A 23,145-nucleotide genomic window follows, 5' to 3' on the forward strand; every position below is an offset into this window, starting at 1 on the left:
ATGCGGGGTGGCTGATAGTTGGCATCGAGCAAGGGTCGGTGAATTTGCTGCTGCCTGGATTACGAGCACTTCGCGCTGTATAGCTGGACAAATTTCATGGGGCTTGAACCCGCCACCTAGTATTTTTGTCAGTTGTTGGCCTCGATAACGAGGTATTGAATAAGGGTCGACTTTACCCAGGTCGGCCCTTATTCATGGCGGTAAGCATGCGGGGCCACAACGCGTTTCCCCTGCACCGAGGCATGTCTGCCATGAATGAATTGCAAAGCGATACCGTCGACGCAACCACCACCAGCGAACTGCCCGTCTTGTCCCTGTTCGCTGCGGTAGCACCGGTCAGCGGCCATGACGCGGGTGTCAACCTGTATACTCTGAGCATCGATCCGCGTGGCGTACTGGCGACCGTGCCGCCGTTCGTTGATGTGGTCGCCGGTGATGAGTTGCGGGTGTACATGGATGCCGACAGCACGCCGGTCGTTGCGCCGCTGGTGCTTGAGGGATACGACCTCGGCCGGCCGCTGACCCTGTTCCTGCCGAGCGAGCGGTTTACCCCGGGTGCACATACAGTGCGCTATGCCTTCAGCCGCAACAATGTGGAGTATGGGCCTTCCCGCGATCTCGCGATCCTGGTCAAGCTGGACCGCCCGGGCGGTTCCGAGCCTGGGCACCAGGGCCTGGTGGCGGCGGATGTCGGTGTCAACCCGGTGACCGCCGAACACCTGGAAAACGGCGTTCAGGTGCAGGTCTACTTTTATGAGAACCGCGCGGTCGGCGACGTGATCCGCCTGAGCTGGGGCGGGGTCATGCTGAGTTATACCCTGGTCGAGGCAGACCTCAACCAGCCGGTGGTGTTCACTGTGCCCGGCAGCGTCATCCTCCAGGCCGGTGACAGCCCCAACCTGGTGGTGACCTGGGAAGTGCACGATATTGTCCACAACACCAGCCAGACCTGGGCGCCGCATGTATCGGTGGTGGTCGACACCGGTCATGCGCAGTTGCCGGCCGTTTCGGTCACGGGGCTCGATAACGAGGGCTATATCAACCTCGAGGTGCTGGGCAGCGACGACTTGCAGATTCATGTGCAGGCCAGCGCGCCGGCATTCGCTACCGGTGACACGGTCAGGCTGCGCTTTACCGGTTACATCGACTCGGGCGTGCCGACCGTAACCGAGCTGGACCAGACCATCCGCGGGACCTTGCCGCAGACCCTGACGTTCACCATTCCCAATGACAAAGCCTGGGCCCTGGCCAGTGGTCTGGCGGTGGTGGGCTACACGCTGGTGAATGCTGGCGGCCAGCAGCAGTCGCAGCGCCTGAGCATCGGTTTTGTAGGTCAGCCCAAGGCGCTGACCGTGCCTCGGGTCCATCAGGCGCCGGAGGGTGTGCTGGCCTATGATGTTGCCCGGGCCACGGTAATGATCCCCAAGTACCAGGGGCGCACACAAGGCCACCAGGTGACCGTGGTATGGCAGGGGACTCAAAGTGATGGCCGGCCGACGTTGTACCAGGTCAGCCGGGCAGTCTCCCATAACGAGGGGGCAGGTGACGATGAGATGGCGTTCAGTGTCGATAAGGCGCACATCAACCTGCTGGAGTCGGGCTCGGTCAGGGTGTTCTACCAGGTGCGCATGCTGAGCACGCGCAGCGTCGGTTTTCGCCAATCGGCGGTGCTGGAGCTGCGCATCAGTGCTGCCGGCTTGCTGCCGGCGCCGGAGCTGGACGACCCGGTCAATGAGCTCGATCCGTATTTTTACCCGTTCGGGGTGCAGGTGAACATCAACTACCCGAGCAAGCGCGCCGGGGACAAGGTCACCTTTACCTGGCAAGCTGAGGATCCGGGGCATAGCTACAGCGAAGCCAAGCTTGTCGACAGCAGTGGCGCCGCACCCAGCTTTCGCGTGCCCCAGGCCATCGCCCAGGCCGGGGTGGGCAGCACGGTGATGATGAGCTACGTGGTCGAGCCGGCGCTGGGCGGGCGGCCGCGACAGTCCCAGGCGCGGGCGCTGGCGTTGCGCTCGGTGGCGCCGGTGCCTGAGCGGCCGCTGCTGATTGGCGCCCAGGACGGCAGTTACGACCCGATGCTCGGTCTGCATGGCGCCCAGGTGCTGATCAGCTACCCGGGCATGCGTGAAAGCGATCGCATCGTCCTGTACTGGAAAGGATCGGCGGGCGCCGGCACTCCCACCCTCCCGGAGCGTGCGGGCAGTGACAGCGGCAGCATCACCATCAGCGTGCCGGCGGCTGCGGTGGCGGCGAACTTCAACGGCCCGGTGCAGTTTTATTATGAAGTGCTGCGCAACGAGCTGGCGGCGATCGAATCGCCCAGGCAGGCGGTGCAAATCGGCGTGCCGAATGATCACGACTTGGCGCACCCGAGGATCGATGAGGCGATCGGCAACGAGCTGGACCTGGACCTGTTCGAAGGCGATGCCCAGGTCAGCGTCAGAGCCTGGCCGTTTATGGCCGTCGGCCAGCGGGTGTGGCTGGAAGTGCGCAGCGCCACCGCCACGCTCGCGCTGTGGGAGGACAGCCCGGTCGAGCAGGTGGCGGAATTGAGCGTGGCGTTGCCGCGCGATTTTCTCGAACCGCTGGAGGATGGCAGCCCGTTGTCGCTGCACCTGAGCGTCAGCTACGGTGGCGCTGCGGCGCTAGAGTGTCCGGTGCGCAGCTACACCGTGCGCCAGGGGCAATTGCACATAGGCATCTCCGATGCCGGCCTGGCCAGCTCGGCCTTGCCGGCGGACTGGTCGCTGCCAACCCAGACCTGCGCGGTGACCCTGGCCGGCCGGCCCGGCGCGCAAGGCAGTCTCAGCGTCAATGGCTCGGCGCAGTTCGACAACGACAGCCAGCAACTGGACTTCACTCTCGATGCCCAGGGCGAGTTCATCGCCTGGCTGGGAGATCCGTACGCCGAAACGGTGCTGGTCAGCGCGCAGATCAGCGGCGCACAAGCCCAGCACATGCCGGTGAAGTTCGTTGATGTGTTCCCGTACGCCCAGCAGCAAGATCAGCAGCGTGTGCGCGCCCGTGCGGCGAGCGGCGCGCTGGCCAACGGCCGGTCGGCCAATCGGGTGTGCTTCGATGCCGACGGCTTTGCCAACGCCACCTATGTGCAGGTTGAACTCAGCGGCAGTGCGCGGATTGTCGGCCACCCTGGCCCGGTGGTCAGCCTGCCGTTGACGGCGCTGAGCGGTGATTGCCAGTTCGACGTGGTCGACAGCGTCGCCGAAGAAGTGACGGTGACGTTTCAACTGCCCCAGGGCGGTAGCTGGACGCGCTTCAGCCAGACCCTGTACTTCACCCGCCTGGCCTCGCGCTATGCGACCCGCGGCGTCGCCGCCGACGGTACTCCCTGGTTCATGCGTGTCAACCAGATCACCAGCGTCGAAACCAGCCATGTGCGCATTCCGCAATGGAAAGAGTTCATCGATCATCCGGCAGGCCTTGATGGCGGCATTGGTGTGCGGGCCCTGGAAACCCACCCCGATGGGCTGATGGTCATGATCGAGGCGTACCTGAACATGGCCGTTGGCGACAAGCTGCATGTGCATTTTGGCGATGAACAGGTGCCGGCCACGCCGATTCCAACGGTTGTACTGCCTATAGACCTGAACAACCCGGTCACCCTGTATGTGCCCGCTGCCCGCATTCCCAAAGGCGTCAGCGAGGTATGGTTCACGGTCGAGCCGCTGAGCGGCAATAAGCGCGCGTCGGCGCGTTTGCGGGTCAAGGTCAAGGTCACCTTGCCCGGCGGGCCCAATCCCATCCCCGGCAGCCCTCATAATGCCGCCCTGATGTCGCCAGATGTGCCCTTCGGCCTGATCGACTGGGAAATGGCCCAGGACGGCATCACGGTGTACGTCAACAAATGGCGCATCATGGAGGCGGGTGATGTCCTCAACTTGAGCTGGGGCGGGGCCAAGGTCACTCATGTTGTCCAGCAAGGCGAAGTGGCCAGGACCATACCGGTGTTCGTCGACTTTGCCACCATCGAGGCCGGGGGCGATGATGAACGCCTGCTGGTGCTGTACTGGCTCGAAGACGAGGTGGGCAACGAATCCGATGGCGCCTCGTTGCCCAGTTACGCCTTTGTCGAGGTCAGCCTGGTGTTGCTGCCACGGCCAGCGGTGGCCGGGCTCGACGAGGAAGGCTTTCTCGACCTGGGGGAACTGCAAGGGGCCGATGTGGGGGTCTCGGTGATTGCCGACCGGCCCGACTTCCGGGTCGGCGACCAGGTGGTGTTCATCTTTCGTGGATTCACCGAAGAGGTGGTGGCGATCCCGCCGCATGAATCCCTCCCGTACCCGGTAGGCATCATTCCGCCTCCGCGGCCCATTGTCCACGAGGTGCCCAACAGCATCGCCGAGTCGATCGCGGGGGGGCTTGCCTATGTCTCCTACAAGGTCACCCGCGAAGGCCAGGAGTTTGCTTCGCGAACCACTGCCGTAGGGGTGCGGGGCAAGGCGGCCGAGTTGCTGCCGCCGAGGGTGAACGATAGCCAGGAGGATTACCTCCCTGACACCCTGTCGCGTGCCGAGGTGATCGTTCCGCCGTGGGTGGGCATGTACCGCAACCAGCAGGCACGCCTGGTCTGGCAAGGCAAGCAGGCCAACGGTCACGCCTATTCTTATTTTCGCGATTGGCAGGTGACTGAACTTGGGGTGGGCAAAGAGGTGGCGCTTATCGTGCCGCCCGAGCATATCGTCGCGTTGTCGGGCGGGTACCTGGAGTTGTCCTACCGGGTGTTCTACGGCAGCAGCGAGCCGCGGGAGTCGCCAGTACTGAAACTGTGGGTCGGTGAAACCGCCCCCGATCTGGTCACCCCGAACGTGCCCGAGGCGGAGAACGATACCCTCGACCCGGTCGGCCTTGTGGTGGCTAACGTCGAGGCTCCGGTGTACGACGGCATGCTGGAAGAGCAAAGGGTGACCATGGAGTGGCTGAGCCCGGTGGCCGGGGCGAACATCATCGATTTTTATGATGTGCAGTTTATCGGTGACATCCGCTTTCCCGTGTATGAGCGAGACATGGTACGCAGCCTGGGGCATGAGGTACGCATCCGCTACCACGTCAGCGAGCTGGGCCAACGTCGGCGCTATTCGGACTACCTGCGCCTGGGAATCGGCCCGGTGTTGAGCAATCCGCCGCGGCCGCGGATCGAGGAGGCCAATGGCGATACACTCAATTTGCTGAGTTTTCCCGGCAATGCGCTGGCAACCGTGGCGACGTGGAACGGAATCAATGAGCGCCAGCGCTACTGGTTCCGTTGCCATGGCACCGATGTACAAGGTAATCCCAAGACTATCCGTCTGGGGGAAGGGCAGCAGGTGTCGGCGGGTGAAGTCAATCGGGGGGTACGCGCTACCCTGGACAGGACGGATTTGCAGGCATTTGCCCACCAAAGCCGGATAACTCTGGAAATGGCGGTAGCGCTGCGTCTGGATGCCGAAGAGTCACAGGCAATCAGGTTTCCGGTGCGTGAGTATCAGATCCTGCAGGTGCAGATCAGCCTGACCGATCCGCGGATCCTCGAGGCACGCGACAGCAATGTGCTGGAACTGGCAGCCTTTTCCGGCAACGCCACCCTGCGGATTGACAGGTGGCAGGGGATTGCCCGGGATCAACGGGTATGGGTCGACCTGCGGGGCACGCTCAAAAGCGGTGGGAGCTGGACGCTGCCGCTACTGGTGGCGCATCCGGTGTCTGCGGATGAAGTGAGCGGGGGCATCACACGTTCGATCATGCGCTCGGCCCTTGAAGGCCTGGCTGACCGTTCGCGCCTGAGTATTCATTTAAGGGTGGAGGACATCGTTGCGCCGGTGATTGCTTATGAGATGCGGGTGCTGAGCCCGGTGGCTGTGATGGTTACCGCTGAAGGCTCGCTCAAGATACCGCCACAAACGACGATGGGCAACCAATTATTGGTGACGGGCAATCCGGGGCAAGTTGCGACCTTGCGAGTGGTTGGCAACGGTTACTTTGACCATGGAGGAATACAGAAAGACGTAACACTTGACCAGCGGGGGGAGTGGCGTGAATGGGTGGGCGCCAATGCCTACAGCATAAGCGTGGTTGTTTCTCCTCATGGCGGCAGTCCAGTGACTACTGAGGTGAACTTCAGACACAATTCTAGCTACCTTAGTTTAGGCGGCCGTTACATCTGGGCGATGGCGGCAACGGGAGCACGAGCCGATGGGCGAAGCGTGAACCGAATCGTCTATAGGACGCATAACTTCGATGGCAATCAATGGTGCAAGGTAACCCTTTCCGGGGGCGCGCAGGTAGTGGGGCATCCGGGGGCCGCCGCAACCATCAGAATGCAGTACTACCCCGTCGGTTCGGTGCGAGAGGGATACGTTGTAATCGACGTAGTTCATTCAAGAGCTGAACCAGTTGTATTAACGTTCGAACTCATCGTTAGCTACCTTGTGCATGGGTCCTTGATAACTCGAACCATTCGATTCACTTGAATCAAGGCTTGTGTGTTCTTGATAGGCCGCCCGCTAGGGGCGGCTTTTTTACTTGCCAGGATAGGCACGAAACAGCCAGACCCGTGCCGCTCTATTTGAAAGGCGTCACAACCGTCCAGCCGCCTCACGCAGCAAGCGCTCGGTCGAATCCCAGCCCAGGCAACCGTCGGTGATCGACACGCCGTATTTGAGCGGCTGCGCGCCCAGCGTCTGGCAGCCATCGAACAGGTGGCCCTCGATCATCATGCCGATTAGCGACGTATCGCCCTGCAGGCGCTGTTCGAGCACCTCGTTGAACACCGCCGGCTGGCGCAGCGGGTCCTTGGCGCTGTTGGCGTGGCTGCAATCGACCATGATCCGTGCCGCGACGCCGGCTTTGGCCAGGCCCTGGCGGGCCAGGGCGATGCTCTGGCGGTCGTAGTTCGGGCCCTTGCTGCCGCCGCGCAGCACCAGGTGGGTATCGGCGTTGCCCAGGGTCTCGACAATCGCCGGGTAGCCTTGCACGTCCATGCCGAAGTGCCGGTGGCCGTGGGCGGCGCTGCGGATCGCGTCGCAGGCAATGCCAACACCGCCGTCGGTGCCGTTCTTGAAGCCTACCGGCAAACCCAGGCCGCTGACCATTTCGCGGTGAATCTGCGACTCGGTGGTGCGCGCGCCAATCGCCGCCCAGCTCAGCAGGTCATCGAAGTAGCCGGCCGCCATCGGTTGCAGCAGCTCGGTGGCCACCGGCAGGCCGCATTCGAGCATGGCCAGCATCAGCCCGCGCGACAGCGCGATGCCGCCGTGCATGTCGTCGCTGCCATCCAGGTGCGGATCGTAGGCCAGGCCTTTCCAGCCGACGGTGGTGCGCGGCTTTTCGACGTAGGCGCGCATCACCAGGAGCATCTTGTCGCTGACCTCCGAGGCCAGGCGGGCCAGGCGTTGGGCGTATTCGCGGGCCGAGCGCGGGTCGTGCAGCGAGCACGGGCCGACGATCAGCAGCAGGCGCTGGTCGTGGCCATCGAGGATGGCGCGCACGGCCTGGCGATGGGCTTCGACCTGGGCGGCGAGGGCGGGGGAAAGCGGCATTTGCTGCTTGAGCAACATCGGGCTCGGCAGGCGTTGGCTGACGGCGCTGTTGGCAGCGCTGGGTTCGGACAGTGGCAGAGCGAGGTTGGACGATTGCATGGTGTGAATTCCCTGGGCGGCTGGCGGGGTCTGGCCCGCGCGCTCGGCCCTATCGAGGTGTTCGACAGTTGGCCGGATTGGCGTCATGTGTATGTGTGCCACCAACAAGTGACCGATCGGAGGCGGCAGGCTGGCCCGAACGGGATTGGCTAAATCGCCAGAAGTTGAAGCTTTGGTAACGGTAAGTGGCGTAGTTCATGTTCTGTTCCTCAATGTAATTCGTTGATTGCCGGGGCCTTGAAACGCAAAACCCCCGGTCGGGGGGCCGACCGGGGGTTGAGTATTCTCGTGTTCGGCGGCCCCTTGAAAGTGGGCGCCGGTGAGGGTATCAGCGGCGCCTGTGGCTAAACCAATACCCAAAATAAAACGCTGCCGGGGAGACAGTCGCGCACTCGGCAGCGGCCACGGGGCGCGACAGGCGACCAGTGCTGCAAGCGTGAGTGAGGGTGGTGTGCGACATGTGACTCTCCAGTTGATGTGCCCGAGCTTACTTCAGGCCTTGCCCAGGTTTCAATGGCTAATTTGCATGATTGTCATGCAGCGTGACTATCGCCGCAGGTAAGCGGTGAAGTCGATGTCGCCGGCACTGAGGATCGCCTGCACGCGGTTGTGCACGTTGAGCTTGCGCAAAATCGCCGAGACGTGAGCCTTGACCGTGGTTTCGGCGATGTCGAGGTTGTAGGCGATCTGCTTGTTCGATTCGCCCTTGGTCATGCGTTCGAGCACCAGCAACTGCTTGCGGGTCAGGGCTTGCAGCAGCTCGGGGGCAAAGCCCTGATGGTCACCCTGGTTGCGCCGGCTGCTGCTCTTTTGCGTGCGGATGATGTCCGGCGGCAAGTAGACATTGCCGTTGAGAATCTGCTCGATGGCCTCGGTCATCTGCGAGCGTGGCGAGGATTTGGTGATAAAGCCGACGGCGCCGTAGGTAATGGCCTGCAGCACGACTTGCTTGTCCTGTTCGGCCGAGACGATCACCACCGGGATGGTCGGCGCCTCGTTGCGCAGGTTGATCAAACCGCCCAGGCCGTGCATACCGGGCATGTTCAGGTCGAGCAGGATCAGGTCGAGGTCGTCATGATCGCCAGTGATCGCCAGGGCGCTGTCGAGGTCGGCGGTTTCCATCACCTCGCTGCCGGGAAAGCCGTCGCTGATGACATTGTGGATGGCCTCGCGAAACAACGGATGGTCGTCGGCGATCAGAATCTTGTACATGGCTTTGCACCTTATTGTTGTGGTTGTGCTGCACCCCTTCATTACAGGCCAGGTGCAACGCTTTGGGAATGCGACCATCGACAAGCAAAACAGTACCAAAGTAGTAGGCGGGCGCCCAGGCGTGCGTTCTAGCATGGGGCAAACCTGCGGGAGCTGCGAAGATGGCGATATTGCTGGTGGATGATCACCCGATGCTGCGCCTGGGCCTGGTCGCGGCGCTGCAACAGGGCCTGGAGGGCATGACGGTGATCGAGGCGGCCAGTGGCGAAGAGGCGCTGGCCAAGGTCGGCGAGCAGTTGCCGGGGCTGGTGATCATGGACGTTGACTTGCCGGGTATCAGCGGCGTGGAAACCACCCGACGCCTGCGCCAGCGCCTGCCGCAACTGCGCGTGCTGTTTTTCAGCGAGCACACCGACCTTGGCCTGGTGCGCCAGGCCATGGCGGCCGGCGCCTGTGGTTACCTGTCCAAGGCGGCGGAGCCTGCCGTGCTGCTTGAAGCGGTGCGCCGGGTGCTTTGCGGGCATGCCTACATCGAACAGGCACTGGCCACCGAGCTTGTCTGTCAGCCAGGCGATACTGGCATTCACGGCCTGACCCAACGTGAAACGGAAATCTTTCTGATGCTGGCCAAGGGCACGCCGACCCGACTGATCGCCGAGCAGTTGTGCATCAGCAGCAAGACCGTGAGCAACTACCTGACCCTGCTCAAAAGCAAATTGCAGGTGGCCTCCCAGGCGCAGATGGTGCGCCTGGCGATCGAGGCCGGCTTGCTGCGGGTGGTTGCCTAGTCCCAGGTGGTCGGGCAGCCCTGGCAGCCTTGCATGTTGCTGTCCTGGAAGTTGGCGTAATGCTGGCGGCTGCCGCGCAGGTCGGCCTGCTCCAGGTTGCTTTCGCCGAACTTGGCTTCTTGCAGATTGGCATCGGCAAGGTTGGCGCCCTTGAGGTCGGCCTTGCTCAACCAGGTCATTTCCAGGTCGGCGGCCTGCAGTTTGCTATTGTGCAGTTTGGCCCCGGACAGGCGGGCGAACTCCAGGTAGGCGGCGCTCAAGTCGGCGTTTTCGAAGTTGGCGCCCTGGGCGAACATGCCCCAGGCCTGTACCGCAATCAGCCTGGCATCGCGCAGGTCGGCCAGGCGCAGGTTGCTTTGCTGCAGGCTGGCGCGGGTGAGGTTGGCGCCTTGCAGTCGGGCTTTTTCCAGGTTGGCCAGGTCCAGGCGCGCGTGGCGCAAATTCGCCCCGCGCAGGTCGGCACCGGCCAGGTTCATTTTGCGCAGGTCCTGGTTGCTGAGGTCGGCGTTGCGCAGGTTGGCGTTGGGGCACTGGCTCTCCTGGGCGATGGTGCAGCCGTTGATGGTCAATGGCGCGTCGTCGTCGGCGAGGGCGGCGGTGCAGGCGAGGGTGAGCAAGAGCGGGAGGTATTTCATGGGGATCTCCTGGGCTGTGAGATGGCTATCGCCGGCCAAGCCCGCTCCAACACGGAGCGAGCTTGGCCGGCGATGGGCTTAGCGCTGGGCCGTCTTGGTATCCCAGGCCGGGATCTTGAACACCCAGAACGAGCCACCCTGGGCCACCGGCTTGGTCAGCTCGGCCATGTCGCCACCCCACAGCGGCACCGCGCCGCCGTAGCCGACGGTCACGCCGATGTACTGCTCACCGTCCTGTTCCCAGGTGATCGGCGGCGAGACGATGCCGCTGCCAGTCTGGAATTTCCACAGTTCCTCGCCGGTCTTGGCGTTGAAGGCCTTGAAGTAGCCATCACCGGTACCGGTGAACACCAGGTTGCCCTTGGTCGCCAGCACCCCGGCCCACAGCGGCAGGCGCTCCTTGTGCTCCCAGACCATCTTGCCGGTGGTCGGGTCCATGGCCCGCAGCGAGCCGACGTGGTCCTCGTACATGCGCTTGATCCTGAAACCCATGCCCAGGTAGGCCGAGCCTTTCTTGTAGTTGACTTCCTCGGTCCAGTACTCCTCTTTCCACTGGTTCGACGGCACATAGAACAGGCCGGTGTCCTGGCTGTAGGCCATCGGGTTCCAGTTCTTGCCGCCCAAAAACGGTGGCGAGACTTCTACCGGCTTGCCCTTGGTTTGCCCAGGTTCGGGCTTGGCCGGACGCTGGCCGGGGTTTTCCACCGGGCGGCCGGTCTTGAGGTCGATGTGGCTGGCCCAGGTGATGTTGTCGGCGAACGGGAAGGCGTTCTTGAGTTTGCCGTTGGTGCGGTCGACCACGTAGAAGAAGCCGTTACGGTCGGCATGGGCGGTGGCCTTGTACTGCTTGCCGTCCTTGTCCTTGTAGTCGAACAGCACCAGTTCGTTGTTGCCGGAAAAGTCCCAGGCGTCGTTAGGCGTGTGCTGGTAGAACCACTTCACTTCGCCGGTCGAGGGGTCGACACCGACCTGGCCCGAGGTGTAGAGGCTGTCGAAGTCGTGCGGGTTGCCATCCTTGGAGGTACGCGCCCAGGTGTTCCACGGCCCCGGGTTGCCGGCGCCGACGATGATGGTATTGGTCTGGGCATCGAAGCTTGCGCTCTGCCACGGCGCGCCGCCGCCATGGCTCCAGGCCTCGACCTTGCCGGTCTCGGTGTTCGGATCATCCGGCCAGGACGGCGCCTTGACGTCACCGGTGGGGGTGCTGTCCTTGCCGTTCAGGCGGCCCATGTGGCCCTCGACGAAGGGCCGCATCCACACCTCGTCGCCGGTTTCCGGGTCGCGGGCATACAGCTGGCCGACCACGCCGAATTCATCGCCGGAGCTGCCGTGAATCAGCAACACCTTGCCGCTCTTCTGGTCCTTGATCAGGGTCGGGGCGCCGGTCATGGTGTAGCCGGCGCTGTGGTCGCCGAACTTTTTCTTCCACACCACCTTGCCGGTGTCCTTGTTCAGGGCGATGACCTGGGCGTCGAGGGTGCCGAAGTAGATCTTGTCGCCATAGATGGCGGCGCCGCGGTTTACCACGTCGCAGCACGGGCGAATGTTGTCGGGCAGGCGATGGTTGTAGGTCCACAGGCGTTTGCCGGTCTTGGCATCGAGGGCAAACACCCGCGAGTACGAGCCGGTGACGTAGATCACGCCGTCGTTGACGATGGCCTGGGACTCCTGGCCGCGCTGCTTCTCGTCACCAAAAGAGTACGACCAGGCCGGGGTCAGCTTGAACACGTTGTGGTCGTTGACCTGGGCCAGCGGGCTCCAGCGCTGGGCATTGGTGCCCATGCCGTACTGCAGCACGTTGCCGGTGCTCTTGTGGTCGTCGGCGATGTCTTCCCAGCTCACAGGTTTCGCCAGGGCATGCGGGGCCAGGGCCAGGCTGCCCAGCAGGAGGACGGTATGCACGGCAGCAGTCAGCGGGGAAAGTGCGGCGGGTAACGATCTTATTGTCATGGTTGGAGTTCCCAATGAAGGTTTTGGCCTGCATAGCCTGGAACGCCAAGGGCGCGATCGATACGGAAAATCTCCCGGTCTTTACGGGAAAATTTCCCAGGCCGGGCATGATTTGGCACTGCCCCACAAGCGCTACTACCAAGGGAGGAGGCTGCGGCCACCAAAGCAGCATGGGGGCCTCGCCAGCACGTTTCTAAGATGCCGGCACAACCTTTCAGCCGAGAGGTTTTTGCGTGCAAACAGCAGTCGAGGGCAGAACAATGAAAACAGCAAAAAACGCCTGGTTGAGCCTGATCGTCAGCGCCAGCCTGATGAGCAGCGCCGGGGCTTTTGCCCATGGCAACGTGACGCCGACCGCGGTCAACACCGGCAACCTGGAAAAGCTCGGTGAGCAGTGGCGCGCAGAAAACCCCTACCGCAACAGCAAGGACCACGACGAGGCGGTGTCCATCGGTGCTTCGGCCTACAACCAGAACTGCGCCGCCTGCCACGGCCTTGAAGCCAAGTCCGGCGGCATCGCCCCGGACCTGCGCTTGCTCGACGAAGGCGCTGCCGGTGATGAATGGTTTGTCGAGCGGGTGCGCAATGGCGCAGTACGCGATGGCCGGGTGTACATGCCGAAGATGGCTGACTACCTCAGCCAGGAAGCCTTATGGGCGGTGCGCAGTTACCTCGACAGCGTGCATGTCGAGGAGTGACTGTAGGAGCGGGCTTGACCCGCGATAGCGACTCAACAGTGATATCGCATCGCGGGTCAAGCCCGCTCCTGCAGTAGGCCGTGTTTACAAGGTGTAGTGCTTCAACTCCCGGGCAATCAGCATGCGCTGGATTTCGCTGGAGCCTTCGTAGATCTGGGTAATGCGCGCATCGCGGTAGTAACGCTCGACCGGGTAATCTTCCAGATAGCCATACCCGCCATGCACCTGGATCGCCTTGGAGCACACCCGCTCGGCCATTTCCGAGGCGAACAGCTTGGCCTGTGAGGCTTCGCTCAGGCATGGCTTGCCGGCGCTGCGCAGGCGTGCGGCGTGGAGAATCAACAGCCGTGCGGCGTTGATCTGCACCTGCATGTCGGCCAGCAGGTTGGCGATGCTCTGGTGCTCGTTGATCGGCTTGCCGAACTGAATACGGTCACGCGAATACACCAGCGCCGCCTCGAATGCCGCGCGGGCAATGCCCAGGGCCTGGGCGGCGATGCCGATACGCCCGCCTTCGAGGTTGGACAGGGCAATGGCCAGGCCCTTGCCGCGCTCGCCGAGCATGTTGGCTGCCGGGATACGGCAGTTGTTGAGGGTTACCGCGCAGGTGTCGGAGGCGCGGATGCCCATCTTGTGCTCGCTGCGATCGACCACGAAGCCTTCGTTGTCGGTGGGCACCAGGAACGCCGAAATACCTTTTTTGCCCAGCTCCGGGTCAGTGACCGCGAAGACGATCGCCAGCCCTGCACGGCGGGCATTGCTGACGAACTGCTTGGCGCCATTGATCACCCAGTGATCGCCCTTAAGCTCGGCGCGGGTGCGCAGGTTGTGGGCCTCGGAGCCCGCTTGCGGCTCGGTCAGGCAGAAGCAGCCGATCACCTGGCCGCTGGCCAGGCGCTCAAGCCAGGTCTGTTGCTGTTCGGCGCTGCCGTAGGCGAGCAGCGGGCCGCAGCCCACCGAATTGTGAATGCTCATCAGCGCACCGGTGGCACCATCGCCGGCGGCGATCTCTTCGACCGCCAGGGCGTAGGCGACATAGTCGGTGTAACTGCCGCCCCATTGCTCGGGCACGACCATGCCCAGCAGGCCCAGCTCGCCCATCTTCTGCACCACGCCATCGTCGATCCAGCCGGCCTTTTCCCAGGCCTGGGCATGGGGGGCGATCTCGCCACGGGCGAAGTCCCGGGCCATGTCGCGGATCATGATCTGTTCTTCAGTCAGTTCCAGGTCTTGCATCTGCGTACTCCAGGCCTCAGAGACCTTCGAAGAATTGATCCACGCGCTGGCGGTCGAGGCCGGCGAGGGTGGCGGGGTTCCAGCGTGGCTGCTTGTCCTTGTCGATGATCAGTGCGCGTACGCCTTCGATCAGGTCGCCATGCTCGAACCACTGGCGGTCCAGGTGCAGCTCCATCTTGAAGCAGTCTTCAAGACTCAGGTGACGGCCGCGACGAAGCATCTCCAGGGTCACGGCCATGGCCAGCGGCGAGCGGCTGTCGAGCAGATCGGCGGTTTTCAGTGCCCATTCATGGCTGTCGGCCACGGTCACGGCGCGCAGTTGCTCGACGATACTGGCAACGTCGGGCAGGGCGAAGAAGTGATCGATGGCCGGGCGCAACCTGGCCAGCGGTGCGTCTTCAAGCACCTGGGTGCCGAGTTTGGCCAGCACCCCTTGCAGGTCCTTGAGCGGGTGTTCGCCAAAGCTCAGGGTGTCGAGGCGCTCATCGAGGCTGGCCAGTTTGCTGCTGTCCAGGTACCAGTCGGCCAGGCCACAGTACAGCGCATCGGCCGCCTGCACCTGGACGCCGCTGACCCCCAGGTAGATGCCCAGCTCGCCGGGAATGCGCGAGAGGAAGTAGCTGCCGCCAACATCCGGGAAATAACCGATGGCGGTTTCCGGCATGGCCAGGCGGCTGCGCTCGGTGACCACCCGCAGGTCGGCGCCCTGGGCCAGGCCCATGCCGCCGCCGAGGGTGAAGCCGTCCATCAGTGCCAGCACCGGCTTGGGGTAATGGTGGATGCACAGGTCGAGGGCGTATTCCTCGACGAAAAAATCCCGGTGCAGGCTGTCACCGGCCTTGTAGCTGTCGTACAGCGAACGGATGTCGCCGCCGGCGCAGAAACCTTTCGGGCCTTCGCCGCGCAGGGTCACGGCATGCACCTGTGAGTCCGTGGCCCAGGCGTCAAGTTGGCGCTGCAGGCGGCGGACCATGTCCAGGGTCAGGGCGTTGAGGCCGGTGGGGCGGTTGAGGGTCAAGTGACCGATATGGTTGCGAACCTCGGCCAGTACATGGACGTCGGTTGGCGCTTGAGCGTGCGCGGTCATCGCTTTCTCCCTGCTTTGTTATTGATTTTCCACGTGTTTTAACACGGTCTGGATAGGCGCTAGAGGATCGAAGGATCGTATCAGTGCAAATTTGCCCAATACAATCCGTAAATCTGCAGGCTCAGTCTGCATTTTTGCATGGGTGGGCGCGCCTAACGCACCGGGTCTTGCCACTTTAGCCTTGTGACACTGACGGGCAAGGGATTAGTTCCGCCTGCGGGCAGCCGGGCCGGTTGCGCCAAAGCAGCACGGGAGCGCCGCCAAGGCAGGGTATGGCCGCTTGCCGGGCCTTTCGATAATCGCCTCCGACATCTGTCCCCCCGTTTTGCGGAGAGCGCCATGCACAACAATAACAATGCCAATCGCCGTTTCCTGCCGTTGCTGACCAGCCTTGCCGCCCTGGGCCTGAGCCCGCTGGCCGGCGCCGAGATCATGCTCTACGACAAGGAGCAGACGACCTTTTCCACCGACGGCTACATCAACGCCTTCTACGTCAACAGCGACGTCGACCGCGCCGGGGAGCAATACGACCGTCGCCAGTCGCGGGTGAAGATGGGCTTTCTGCCCAATTACCTGGGCTTCAACATGACCCGCCAGGTCGATGACCTCAAGCTCGGCGGCCGGGCCTCGTTCTGGGTGACCATCAACGACAGCGAAACCAACGGCACCGACACCGCCATCGACGTGCGCCAGTTCTACGGCACCGTGGCCAACCCCGAATGGGGCGAGGTGTTGATCGGCAAGGACTTCGGCCTGTTCGCCCGCTCCAACATCCTCCTCGACGAGTTGCTCGCCGGCTACGGCCAGGTCAGCGACACCTTGGGCCTGGTCGATGGCGGCGGGGTGTCGTTCGGCAACATCGGCAGCGGCTACCCGTACCCGTTCCCGACCTCGCAGATCACCTACCGCACGCCGGTGTTAGACGGCTTGCGCATTGCCGTGGGGATCCTCGACCCGGTGGACACCAACGACGACAGCGCGGTGGGCAAGGCCTACCAGGAAAATCCGCGCACCGAGAGCGAGATCACCTACCAGGCCGACCTCGGCGGCGCGCAGATTTATAGCTGGCTCAACGGCACCTACCAGACCTCGGACAACACCGACAGCAGCGTCAATTCGGTGACTTCCAAGGGCCTCGGCTATGGCGTGCAGGCGAAGATCGGCGGGTTGTCGCTGACCGGCTCAGGTTTTACCGCCAAGGGCATCAACCCGTTCTTCACCAATAACGCCGGCGAGGCGACCTTGCGTGAGGTCGACAGCAAGGGTTATCTGCTTCAGGGCTCGTACAAGCTCGGCAAGAACCGTCTGGCGCTGTCGTATGGCAAGACCAGGGATGACGGCAATGGCGCAGTGAACACCGGCGCCGACTATGAAACCCGTGGCATAGCGCTGTTTCATGACATCAACGACAACCTCAAGCTGGTCGCCGAGTACAACCAGTTCGAGATCGACGGCCATGAAGGCGATGCGCAGAATGAAGACACCGATACCTTCGCCGTGGGCGCGGTGCTGACCTGGTAAACGCATTGACCGGTAGGAGCGGGCTCGCCCCCCGATGAGGCTACCCGCTCTACAACCAATGCCACCCATACCCAGTACCCAAGTAGCATTCGGCGCGCTACCGCGCCTGCCTAAACTGCCTGCATCGATCAATGCCCACCCAGGAGGCACCCATGCAGCAGTTCCCGGCCGAGGGCGTGATCAGTGCCGTGTCGCGGGCCAGCGCCGCCGAGCTTGCCGCCCAGGAACTGGCCAGCCAGCTGCTGCACCCGCACCTGGGTTTCGTGTTGTTCTTCTGCTCCGCCGAGTACGACCTGCCGGCCCTGGCCCAGGCCCTGCAACAGAGTTTCGGCGGCATTCGCCTGGCCGGTTGCACCAGTGCCGGCGAACTTACCCCCGACGGTTACGGCCGTGGCTGCATCACCGCCCTGGGTTTTGATCACCGGCAGTTTTCCATCGCCGCCGAACTGATCGACGCCATGCCGGCGTTCAGCCTGATCCAGGCCCAGGCCACGGTCGAGCGCCTGGTGGGCGAGTGTCGTAGCAATACCCTGGCGCCGATCAAGGGCCACAGCTTTGCCCTGACCCTGCTCGACGGCCTGTCCAGCCGTGAAGAAACCGTGCTGGCGGCACTCAGTGCGGCGTTGGGCGATATCCCGCATTTCGGTGGCTCGGCCGGTGACGACAATCATCTGCACCACACCCATGTGTACTTCGACGGCGCCTTTCGCAGTGGCGCTGCGGTGGTGCTGCTGGTCAACACCGGGCTTGAGTTCGAGGTGTTCACCACCCATCACATCGAGCCGCGCAGTGAAAAACTGGTAATCACCCGCGCCGATCGCCAGTTGCGCCGGGTCTACGAGCTCAACGCCGAACCGGCAGCGCTTGAATACGCGCAGTTGATCGGCGTGCCGGTCAGCCAGATCAATCACCGCACCTTCGCCGCCCACCCGCTGGCGGTGCGCATCAACGAGCGTTATTACGTGCGCGCCATCCAGCAGGTGCACGAGGACCTGAGCCTGAGTTTCTATTGCGCGGTGGAGAACGGCATCGTCCTCACCGCCATGCGTCCGGGGCCGCTGTTGCCGAATCTGCAGCACCTGTTTAGCGGCCTGCAACAACGCCTCGGGCCCTTGCTGCTGACCATCGGCTGCGATTGCTTCCTGCGCCGCCTGGAGCTCGAAGGCAGCGACAGCCTGGCCGAGGTCGGCCGTTTTCTGCGCAGTCAGCGGGTGCTGGGTTTCAACTCCTACGGGGAACAGTTCAATGGCATGCACATCAACCAGACCTTCACCGGCGTTGCCATCGGCCGGCCCCGAGGCCAGTGTGAACAGTGACCCGCGCCTGGCCGAGCTGCAACGGGCCAACCACAAGCTGCTGCGCATCAACGCTGCGCTGATCGAGCGCCTGGAGTCGGGGGCGGCGCGCCCGGACGATTCCTATGCGGCGTTCCAGCATTCGGTGGTGCTGGCCGAACAGGTACGCGAGCGCACCGATGCCCTGAACCAGACCCTGGTCGAGCTCAAGGCCAGCAACCACCTGCTCAGCGAGGCCCGGCTGCGCGCGGAAACCGCTCACCAGCACCTGGTCGATGCCATCGAAAGCATCTCCGACGCCTTTGTGCTGTTCGACCCGGACTTGCGCATCGTCCTCTTCAACAGCCGTTTCAAAGCCTTCTGGGCCGGCAGCCGCTTGCGCATCATCAGCGGCATGCGCCTGGCCGAGGTCAAGCGCCTGATGCACAGCAGCGGCCTGTTGCGCGAAGAACTGCGCGGTGTCAGCGACGAACACCTGCTGTACCGTCTGCACAACGGGCGCTGGCTGCAGGTCAGCGAGCGGCCAACCCAGGACGGCGGGCGGGTGATGCTGTTCACCGACATCACCGAGGTCAAGCACAGCGAAACCCGGCGCCGCGAGCAGGCGGTGGCGCAAAAGTCCTACTTGCTGCAACGGGCGGTCGACAACCTGTCCCAGGGCGTGGCCATGGTCAATGCCGACGGCGTGCTGGAACTGTGGAACCGGCGTTTTCTCGAACTCAGCGGCCTGGCGCCGATCGCCGCCCACCGATCCTTTACCGAAGTGATCGCCGACAGCGAACTGGCCTTGCTGACCCCGGCCAGCCGCGACGGCAATGGCCGCTGTGTGCATGAACTGGAACAGCGCCTGTTCGACGGACGCATGCTGGAAATCCGTACCCATCCGTTGCCCACCGGCGGTTTCGTCAACACTTTCACCGACATCACCGAACGCTACCAGCACGCGCAAGCCCTGAGCGAAAGCGAGCGCTGGATTCGGCTGATCACCGACCATGTGCCGGCGCTGATTGCCTACCTCAATGCCGAGCTGGTCTACGAGTTCACCAACAAGGTCTACGAGCAGTGGTACTGCTGGCCGCCGGGGGTGATGCTCGGGCAGAACCTGCGCGAGGTGCACAGCCCCGGGCACTACCAGCGCCTGGAGGGTTACATCGAGCGGGCGCTGGCCGGCGAGAGCGTGACGTTCGAATGCGCCGAGACCCACGTCAACGGCCAGGAACGCTACATGCTGCGCTCCTACGTGCCCAACCGCCTGGCCAGTGGCGAGGTGGTTGGGATTTTCGTGCTGATTCGCGACATCACCGAACGCCGGCGCAGTGCCGAGGCCCTGCACCAGGCCTACCAGAACCTCGAAGTGCGGGTACGCGAACGCACCGCCGAACTGAGCAAGGCCAAGCAGCAAGCCGAGCAGGCCAACCTGTCGAAGACCAAGTTCCTCGCCGCCGTCAGCCATGACTTGCTGCAACCCTTGAACGCGGCGCGGCTGTTCACCAGTGCCTTGCTCGAACAGAGCAGCGCTAACCCTGCGCTGGTGCGCAATGTCAGCAACTCGCTGGATGACGTCGAGAACCTGCTCGGCACCCTGGTGGATATCTCCAAGCTCGACGCCGGGGTGATCAAGGCCGACCTTGCCAGCTTCGCCGTCAGCGACCTGCTCGACAACCTCGCCGCCGAATTTGCTCATGCCGCCGCCAGCGCGGGCCTGCGCATGGCCTATGTGCCCTGTGGGCTGAGCGTGCACAGCGATATCCAGTTGCTGGCGCGGATACTGCGCAACCTGCTCAGCAATGCCATCCGCTACACCCCGCGCGGCCGCGTGCTGCTCGGCTGCCGGCGGCGCGCCAAGGCGTTGTCGATCGAGGTCTGGGACACCGGTATCGGCATTGCCCAAGAGCGCCGCGAAGAGGTGTTTGAGGAGTTTCGTCGTGGTGATGCGCAGCGCCCGGACCAGGATCGCGGCCTGGGCCTGGGCTTGGCCATCGTCGACAAGATCGCCGGGATTCTCGGCCACCGCCTGCAATTGCGTTCAGTGCCGGGCAAGGGCTCGGTGTTTACCGTCGAAGTACCCTGCAGCCTCCAGGCACCCAGGCGGCTGGCCGAACCCGACCTCAGCGAGCCGCTGCGCGAACGCCTGGAAGGCGCGCGTATCTGGGTGCTGGATAACGACGCGGCGATCTGCGCCGGCATGCGCACCTTGCTCGAGCAGTGGGGCTGCGAGGTGGTGACGGCCTTGAGCGAGCAGGACCTGGCGCGCCAGGTGGCCTGCAACAGCGCCGAAGCCGACCTGCTGATCGCCGATTACCACCTGGACAACGGCCGCAACGGCGTCGATGCGGTGGCGGCGATCAATGCCCAGCGGCCTGTACCGCTGGCGGCCTTGATGATCACCGCCAATTACAGCAACGAGCTAAAACAACAGGTGCGCGAGCGCGGCCATACGTTGATGCACAAGCCGGTGCGGCCGATGAAGCTCAAGGCCGCCATCAGCCACCTGCTCGGCGCCGAACTCAGCGCGCCACGCGACCACTGACGTAGTGCGCGCTGTCGTTGTAGCCGTGAGTCGAGGCGTGGCCCGGGGTCACCAGCGAATCGATGAAGGCTTCGTCTTCAGCGCTGATCTGCACCGCCAGCGCGCCGCTGTAGGTGTCCCACTGGGCTTCGGTGCGCGGGCCGACGATCGCCGAGCTGACCGCGCGGTTGTTGAGCACCCAGGCGATGGCGAACTCGACCATGCCGATGCCCCTGGGCTGCAGGTAGGCGTGGATCTGCTGGGCGATCTGCAGCGATTCTGGGCGCCATTCGGTTTCCAGGATGCGCTTGTCCTGGCGTCCGGCGCGGCTGTTGGCATCGGGGCTGGCATTGGGCGCGTACTTGCCGCTGAGCACGCCGCGCGCCAGCGGGCTGTAGGGCACGATGCCCAGGCCGTGATGGGCGGCGGCGCTGAACTGCTCGGGTTCGGCCTGGCGGTTGACGATGTTGTACAGCGGCTGGCTGGCCACCGGCTTGGGCACGCCCAGGCGCTCGGCCAGGTTGCACAGCTCGGCGATGCGCCAGCCGCGGAAGTTGGACACACCCCAGTGGCGAATCTTGCCCTGGCGCAGCAGGTCGCCGATGGCGCTGACGGTGACCTCAAGCGGGGTGTTGTGGTCTTCGCGGTGCAGGTAGTAGATGTCCAGGTAATCGGTGCCCAGGCGGGTCAGGCTGGCTTCGATGGCATTGAAGATGTGCTTGCGGCTTAAGCCGCTACGGTTGGGCAGGCCCTCGGCAGGGCCGAAGCCGACCTTGGAGGCGAGGATCCAGTCGTGGCGGTGGCGGGCAATGGCCTCGCCGACGATTTCCTCGCTGCGCCCGGCGTTGTAGACGTCGGCGGTGTCGATGAAATTGATGCCCTGGTCCCAGGCCTTGGCGATGATGCGCAGCGAGTCTTCGGTGCTGGTCGGCTCGCCGAACATCATGCTGCCCAGGGTCAGTGCCGACACCTGCAGGCCGCTTTGGCCCAGTGGACGGTAAATCATGATCGAAAGGCCTTTGGCGATTGGAATTCGATCTGTTTTACACAGTTCCACCTTTGATTTAAAGCATCGCGGGGCACGCCCGCTCCTACATTATGTAGGAGCGGGCTTGCCTCAGTTCGCCGGTTCGGCCGCCGCCCCGGCAGCCCGCACCCGCGAAACCCGCAGCGCCACCAAACTACCAAACACAATCAAGCCCGCCAGCGAATACAGCGCGGCATCGGTCGAGCCGGTCTGGTCCTTGATGAAACCGACCAGGTAGGGGCTGAGAAAGCCGGCCATCTGCCCGACCGAGTTGATGATCGCCAGGCCCGCCACTGCGGTACCGGCGCTGAGCAGTGCGGTGGGCATTGGCCAGAACATCGGCAGGCCGGTGAGGGCGCCCATGGTGGCAATGCTCAAACCGATAATCGCAATCACCGGGCTGTGGCCGAAGTTCACCGCGATCAGCAGGCCCAGGGCACCCATCAGCATCGGCACCACCAGATGCCAGCGGCGCTCGTTGCGCAGGTCTGCCGAGCGCCCGACCAGCAGCATGAACACCCCGGCCAGCAGGTAGGGGATGGCGCTCAGCCAACCGATCAGCAGGGCGTCGCTGAAACCCAGGTTCTTGATGATCGACGGCAGCCAGAAGTTGATCGCATAGACCCCGCTCTGGATGCAGAAGTAGACGAAACCGAAGGTCCAGATCAGCGGGTTGGCAAACACCGACAGCAGGCTGTCGCTGCTGGTCACCGGCTTGCTGGCGGCATCGGCCTTGAGGTCGGTTTCGATGATCTGGCGTTCGGCTGGGCTTAGCCATTTGGCCTTGGCGTAACCATCACTGAGCAGGAAGATCGCCAGAAAGCCCAGCAGCACGGTGGGCAGACCCTGGATCAGGAACATCCACTGCCAGCCGGCCAGGCCATGCTGGCCGGCGGCGAAATGATTGAGAATCCAGCCCGAGAACGGCCCGCCGAGCAAGCCCGACACCGGGATCGCCGACATGAACAGGGCCATGATCCGCCCGCGACGGGTGGCCGGGAACCAGCGCGAAAGGTACAGCACGATGCCGGGGAAGAAGCCCGCTTCGGCGGCGCCGGTGAACAGGCGCAGGACGTAGAACTCCATGGGCGTGGTGACGAACAGCAGGCAGGTCGACAGCGTGCCCCAGGCGATCATCATCAGCGCGATCCAGCGCCGCGGGCCGAAGCGGTTGAGTGCCAGGTTGCTGGGCAGCCCGCACAGCACATAGCCGATGAAGAAAATCCCGGCACCCAGGCCGTAGATGGTTTCGCTGAACTTGAGCGCATCGAGCATCTGCAACTTGGCAAAGCCGACGTTGACCCGGTCCAGGTAGTTGAACAGGTAGCAGATGAAGATGAACGGAATCAGCCGCAAGGTGATGCGCCGATACAGCGCATTGCGGGTGACGTCTTGGCCTTGGTCAGGGGCAGGGCTGTATGACATGATTCTCTCTCTGTTGTTATGTTTATCGCCGCAGCCTGCATCGAGGCGGCTGCTGCGACGAGTCTCGGTGAGCGGACCGTGGCTGTCTTTGTGCTTTTGCACAGCAATTCGTGCGGCCTGCTGTG

The 23,145-nt window shown here is 63.5% G+C and carries 14 protein-coding genes; 6 read left to right on the forward strand and 8 right to left on the reverse strand.

Annotation, left to right across the window (positions count from 1 at the left end):
* Positions 1 to 251 precede the first annotated feature (251 nt).
* Complete coding sequence (locus tag JYG36_RS13955; RefSeq protein WP_213601188.1) at positions 252 to 6,470, forward strand: hypothetical protein; 6,219 nt, start codon at positions 252 to 254, stop codon at positions 6,468 to 6,470.
* 105 nt (positions 6,471 to 6,575) lie between these two features.
* Here JYG36_RS13955 and JYG36_RS13960 read toward each other — a convergent pair whose 3' ends face one another.
* Entirely contained in the window at positions 6,576 to 7,637 is a 1,062-nt protein-coding gene (locus tag JYG36_RS13960) for a 3-deoxy-7-phosphoheptulonate synthase (protein WP_213601190.1), read from the reverse strand.
* Positions 7,638 to 8,183: 546 nt separating this feature from the next.
* Complete coding sequence (locus JYG36_RS13965) at positions 8,184 to 8,849, reverse strand: response regulator transcription factor (RefSeq protein WP_045201960.1); 666 nt, start codon at positions 8,847 to 8,849, stop codon at positions 8,184 to 8,186.
* Between the two features lie 161 nt (positions 8,850 to 9,010).
* Here JYG36_RS13965 and JYG36_RS13970 point away from each other — a divergent pair, with 161 nt between their 5' ends.
* Positions 9,011 to 9,637, forward strand: a complete 627-nt coding sequence (locus JYG36_RS13970) for a response regulator transcription factor (RefSeq protein ID WP_093382718.1) — start codon at positions 9,011 to 9,013, stop codon at positions 9,635 to 9,637.
* Here JYG36_RS13970 and JYG36_RS13975 read toward each other — a convergent pair.
* Together JYG36_RS13975 and exaA are read right to left on the reverse strand one after the other, a co-directional pair.
* Positions 9,634 to 10,272, reverse strand: a complete 639-nt coding sequence (locus tag JYG36_RS13975) for a pentapeptide repeat-containing protein (RefSeq protein WP_045201964.1) — start codon at positions 10,270 to 10,272, stop codon at positions 9,634 to 9,636. The two genes, JYG36_RS13970 and JYG36_RS13975, sit on opposite strands and share 4 nt — an antisense overlap.
* A 78-nt stretch (positions 10,273 to 10,350) precedes the next feature.
* Positions 10,351 to 12,222 (reverse strand): quinoprotein ethanol dehydrogenase, encoded by a 1,872-nt coding sequence (exaA, locus tag JYG36_RS13980; protein ID WP_213601192.1) that lies wholly within the window; start codon positions 12,220 to 12,222, stop codon positions 10,351 to 10,353.
* A 260-nt stretch (positions 12,223 to 12,482) separates the two neighbouring features.
* Here exaA and pedF point away from each other — a divergent pair, with 260 nt between their 5' ends.
* Entirely contained in the window at positions 12,483 to 12,920 is a 438-nt protein-coding gene (gene pedF / locus JYG36_RS13985) for a cytochrome c-550 PedF (protein WP_045201967.1), read from the forward strand.
* Between the two features lie 84 nt (positions 12,921 to 13,004).
* Here the strand turns inward: pedF and JYG36_RS13990 are convergent, their stop codons facing one another.
* Both JYG36_RS13990 and JYG36_RS13995 read right to left on the reverse strand, forming a co-directional pair.
* On the reverse strand, positions 13,005 to 14,156 hold the full coding sequence (locus JYG36_RS13990; RefSeq protein ID WP_213601194.1) for an acyl-CoA dehydrogenase family protein: 1,152 nt from the start codon (positions 14,154 to 14,156) through the stop codon (positions 13,005 to 13,007).
* Positions 14,157 to 14,172: 16 nt separating this feature from the next.
* A complete protein-coding gene (locus JYG36_RS13995) occupies positions 14,173 to 15,243 on the reverse strand; it encodes an enoyl-CoA hydratase/isomerase family protein (RefSeq protein WP_045201970.1) in 1,071 nt (356 codons plus the stop codon).
* Between the two features lie 339 nt (positions 15,244 to 15,582).
* Between JYG36_RS13995 and JYG36_RS14000 the strand changes: the two genes are divergently transcribed.
* From JYG36_RS14000 to JYG36_RS14010, 3 genes are all read left to right on the forward strand, one after another.
* Complete coding sequence (locus JYG36_RS14000; protein WP_213601196.1) at positions 15,583 to 16,764, forward strand: porin; 1,182 nt, start codon at positions 15,583 to 15,585, stop codon at positions 16,762 to 16,764.
* 152 nt (positions 16,765 to 16,916) lie between these two features.
* Positions 16,917 to 18,080 (forward strand): nitric oxide-sensing protein NosP, encoded by a 1,164-nt coding sequence (gene nosP / locus JYG36_RS14005; protein WP_213601198.1) that lies wholly within the window; start codon positions 16,917 to 16,919, stop codon positions 18,078 to 18,080.
* Positions 18,010 to 20,589, forward strand: coding sequence for a PAS domain-containing hybrid sensor histidine kinase/response regulator (locus tag JYG36_RS14010; protein ID WP_249744351.1), 2,580 nt, complete (start codon positions 18,010 to 18,012; stop codon positions 20,587 to 20,589). The genes nosP and JYG36_RS14010 overlap by 71 nt, the downstream gene beginning before the upstream one ends.
* Here the strand turns inward: JYG36_RS14010 and JYG36_RS14015 are convergent.
* Positions 20,567 to 21,574: an aldo/keto reductase gene (locus tag JYG36_RS14015; protein ID WP_213601201.1), complete on the reverse strand. Its 1,008-nt coding sequence runs from the start codon at positions 21,572 to 21,574 to the stop codon at positions 20,567 to 20,569. The genes JYG36_RS14010 and JYG36_RS14015 overlap by 23 nt on opposite strands.
* Before the next feature lie 111 nt (positions 21,575 to 21,685).
* Entirely contained in the window at positions 21,686 to 23,020 is a 1,335-nt protein-coding gene (locus JYG36_RS14020; protein ID WP_093382740.1) for an MFS transporter, read from the reverse strand.
* Positions 23,021 to 23,145: the final 125 nt, after the last annotated feature.

The sequence above is a fragment of the Pseudomonas sp. SORT22 genome (assembly GCF_018417635.1).
Taxonomy (GTDB): domain Bacteria; phylum Pseudomonadota; class Gammaproteobacteria; order Pseudomonadales; family Pseudomonadaceae; genus Aquipseudomonas.

Excerpts from the sequence above, each read along its gene's own strand:
- JYG36_RS13960 (WP_213601190.1), bottom strand. The coding sequence starts at position 7,637 with ATGCAATCGTCCAACCTCGCTCTGCCACTGTCCGAACCCAGCGCTGCC.
- JYG36_RS13995 (WP_045201970.1), bottom strand. The coding sequence starts at position 15,243 with ATGACCGCGCACGCTCAAGCGCCAACCGACGTCCATGTACTGGCCGAG.
- exaA (WP_213601192.1), bottom strand. The coding sequence starts at position 12,222 with ATGACAATAAGATCGTTACCCGCCGCACTTTCCCCGCTGACTGCTGCC.
- pedF (WP_045201967.1), top strand. The coding sequence starts at position 12,483 with ATGAAAACAGCAAAAAACGCCTGGTTGAGCCTGATCGTCAGCGCCAGC.
- JYG36_RS14000 (WP_213601196.1), top strand. The coding sequence starts at position 15,583 with ATGCACAACAATAACAATGCCAATCGCCGTTTCCTGCCGTTGCTGACC.
- JYG36_RS13990 (WP_213601194.1), bottom strand. The coding sequence starts at position 14,156 with ATGCAAGACCTGGAACTGACTGAAGAACAGATCATGATCCGCGACATG.
- JYG36_RS13975 (WP_045201964.1), bottom strand. The coding sequence starts at position 10,272 with ATGAAATACCTCCCGCTCTTGCTCACCCTCGCCTGCACCGCCGCCCTC.
- JYG36_RS14010 (WP_249744351.1), top strand. The coding sequence starts at position 18,010 with ATGGCATGCACATCAACCAGACCTTCACCGGCGTTGCCATCGGCCGGC.
- JYG36_RS14015 (WP_213601201.1), bottom strand. The coding sequence starts at position 21,574 with ATGATTTACCGTCCACTGGGCCAAAGCGGCCTGCAGGTGTCGGCACTG.
- nosP (WP_213601198.1), top strand. The coding sequence starts at position 16,917 with ATGCAGCAGTTCCCGGCCGAGGGCGTGATCAGTGCCGTGTCGCGGGCC.
- JYG36_RS13955 (WP_213601188.1), top strand. The coding sequence starts at position 252 with ATGAATGAATTGCAAAGCGATACCGTCGACGCAACCACCACCAGCGAA.
- JYG36_RS13970 (WP_093382718.1), top strand. The coding sequence starts at position 9,011 with ATGGCGATATTGCTGGTGGATGATCACCCGATGCTGCGCCTGGGCCTG.
- JYG36_RS14020 (WP_093382740.1), bottom strand. The coding sequence starts at position 23,020 with ATGTCATACAGCCCTGCCCCTGACCAAGGCCAAGACGTCACCCGCAAT.
- JYG36_RS13965 (WP_045201960.1), bottom strand. The coding sequence starts at position 8,849 with ATGTACAAGATTCTGATCGCCGACGACCATCCGTTGTTTCGCGAGGCC.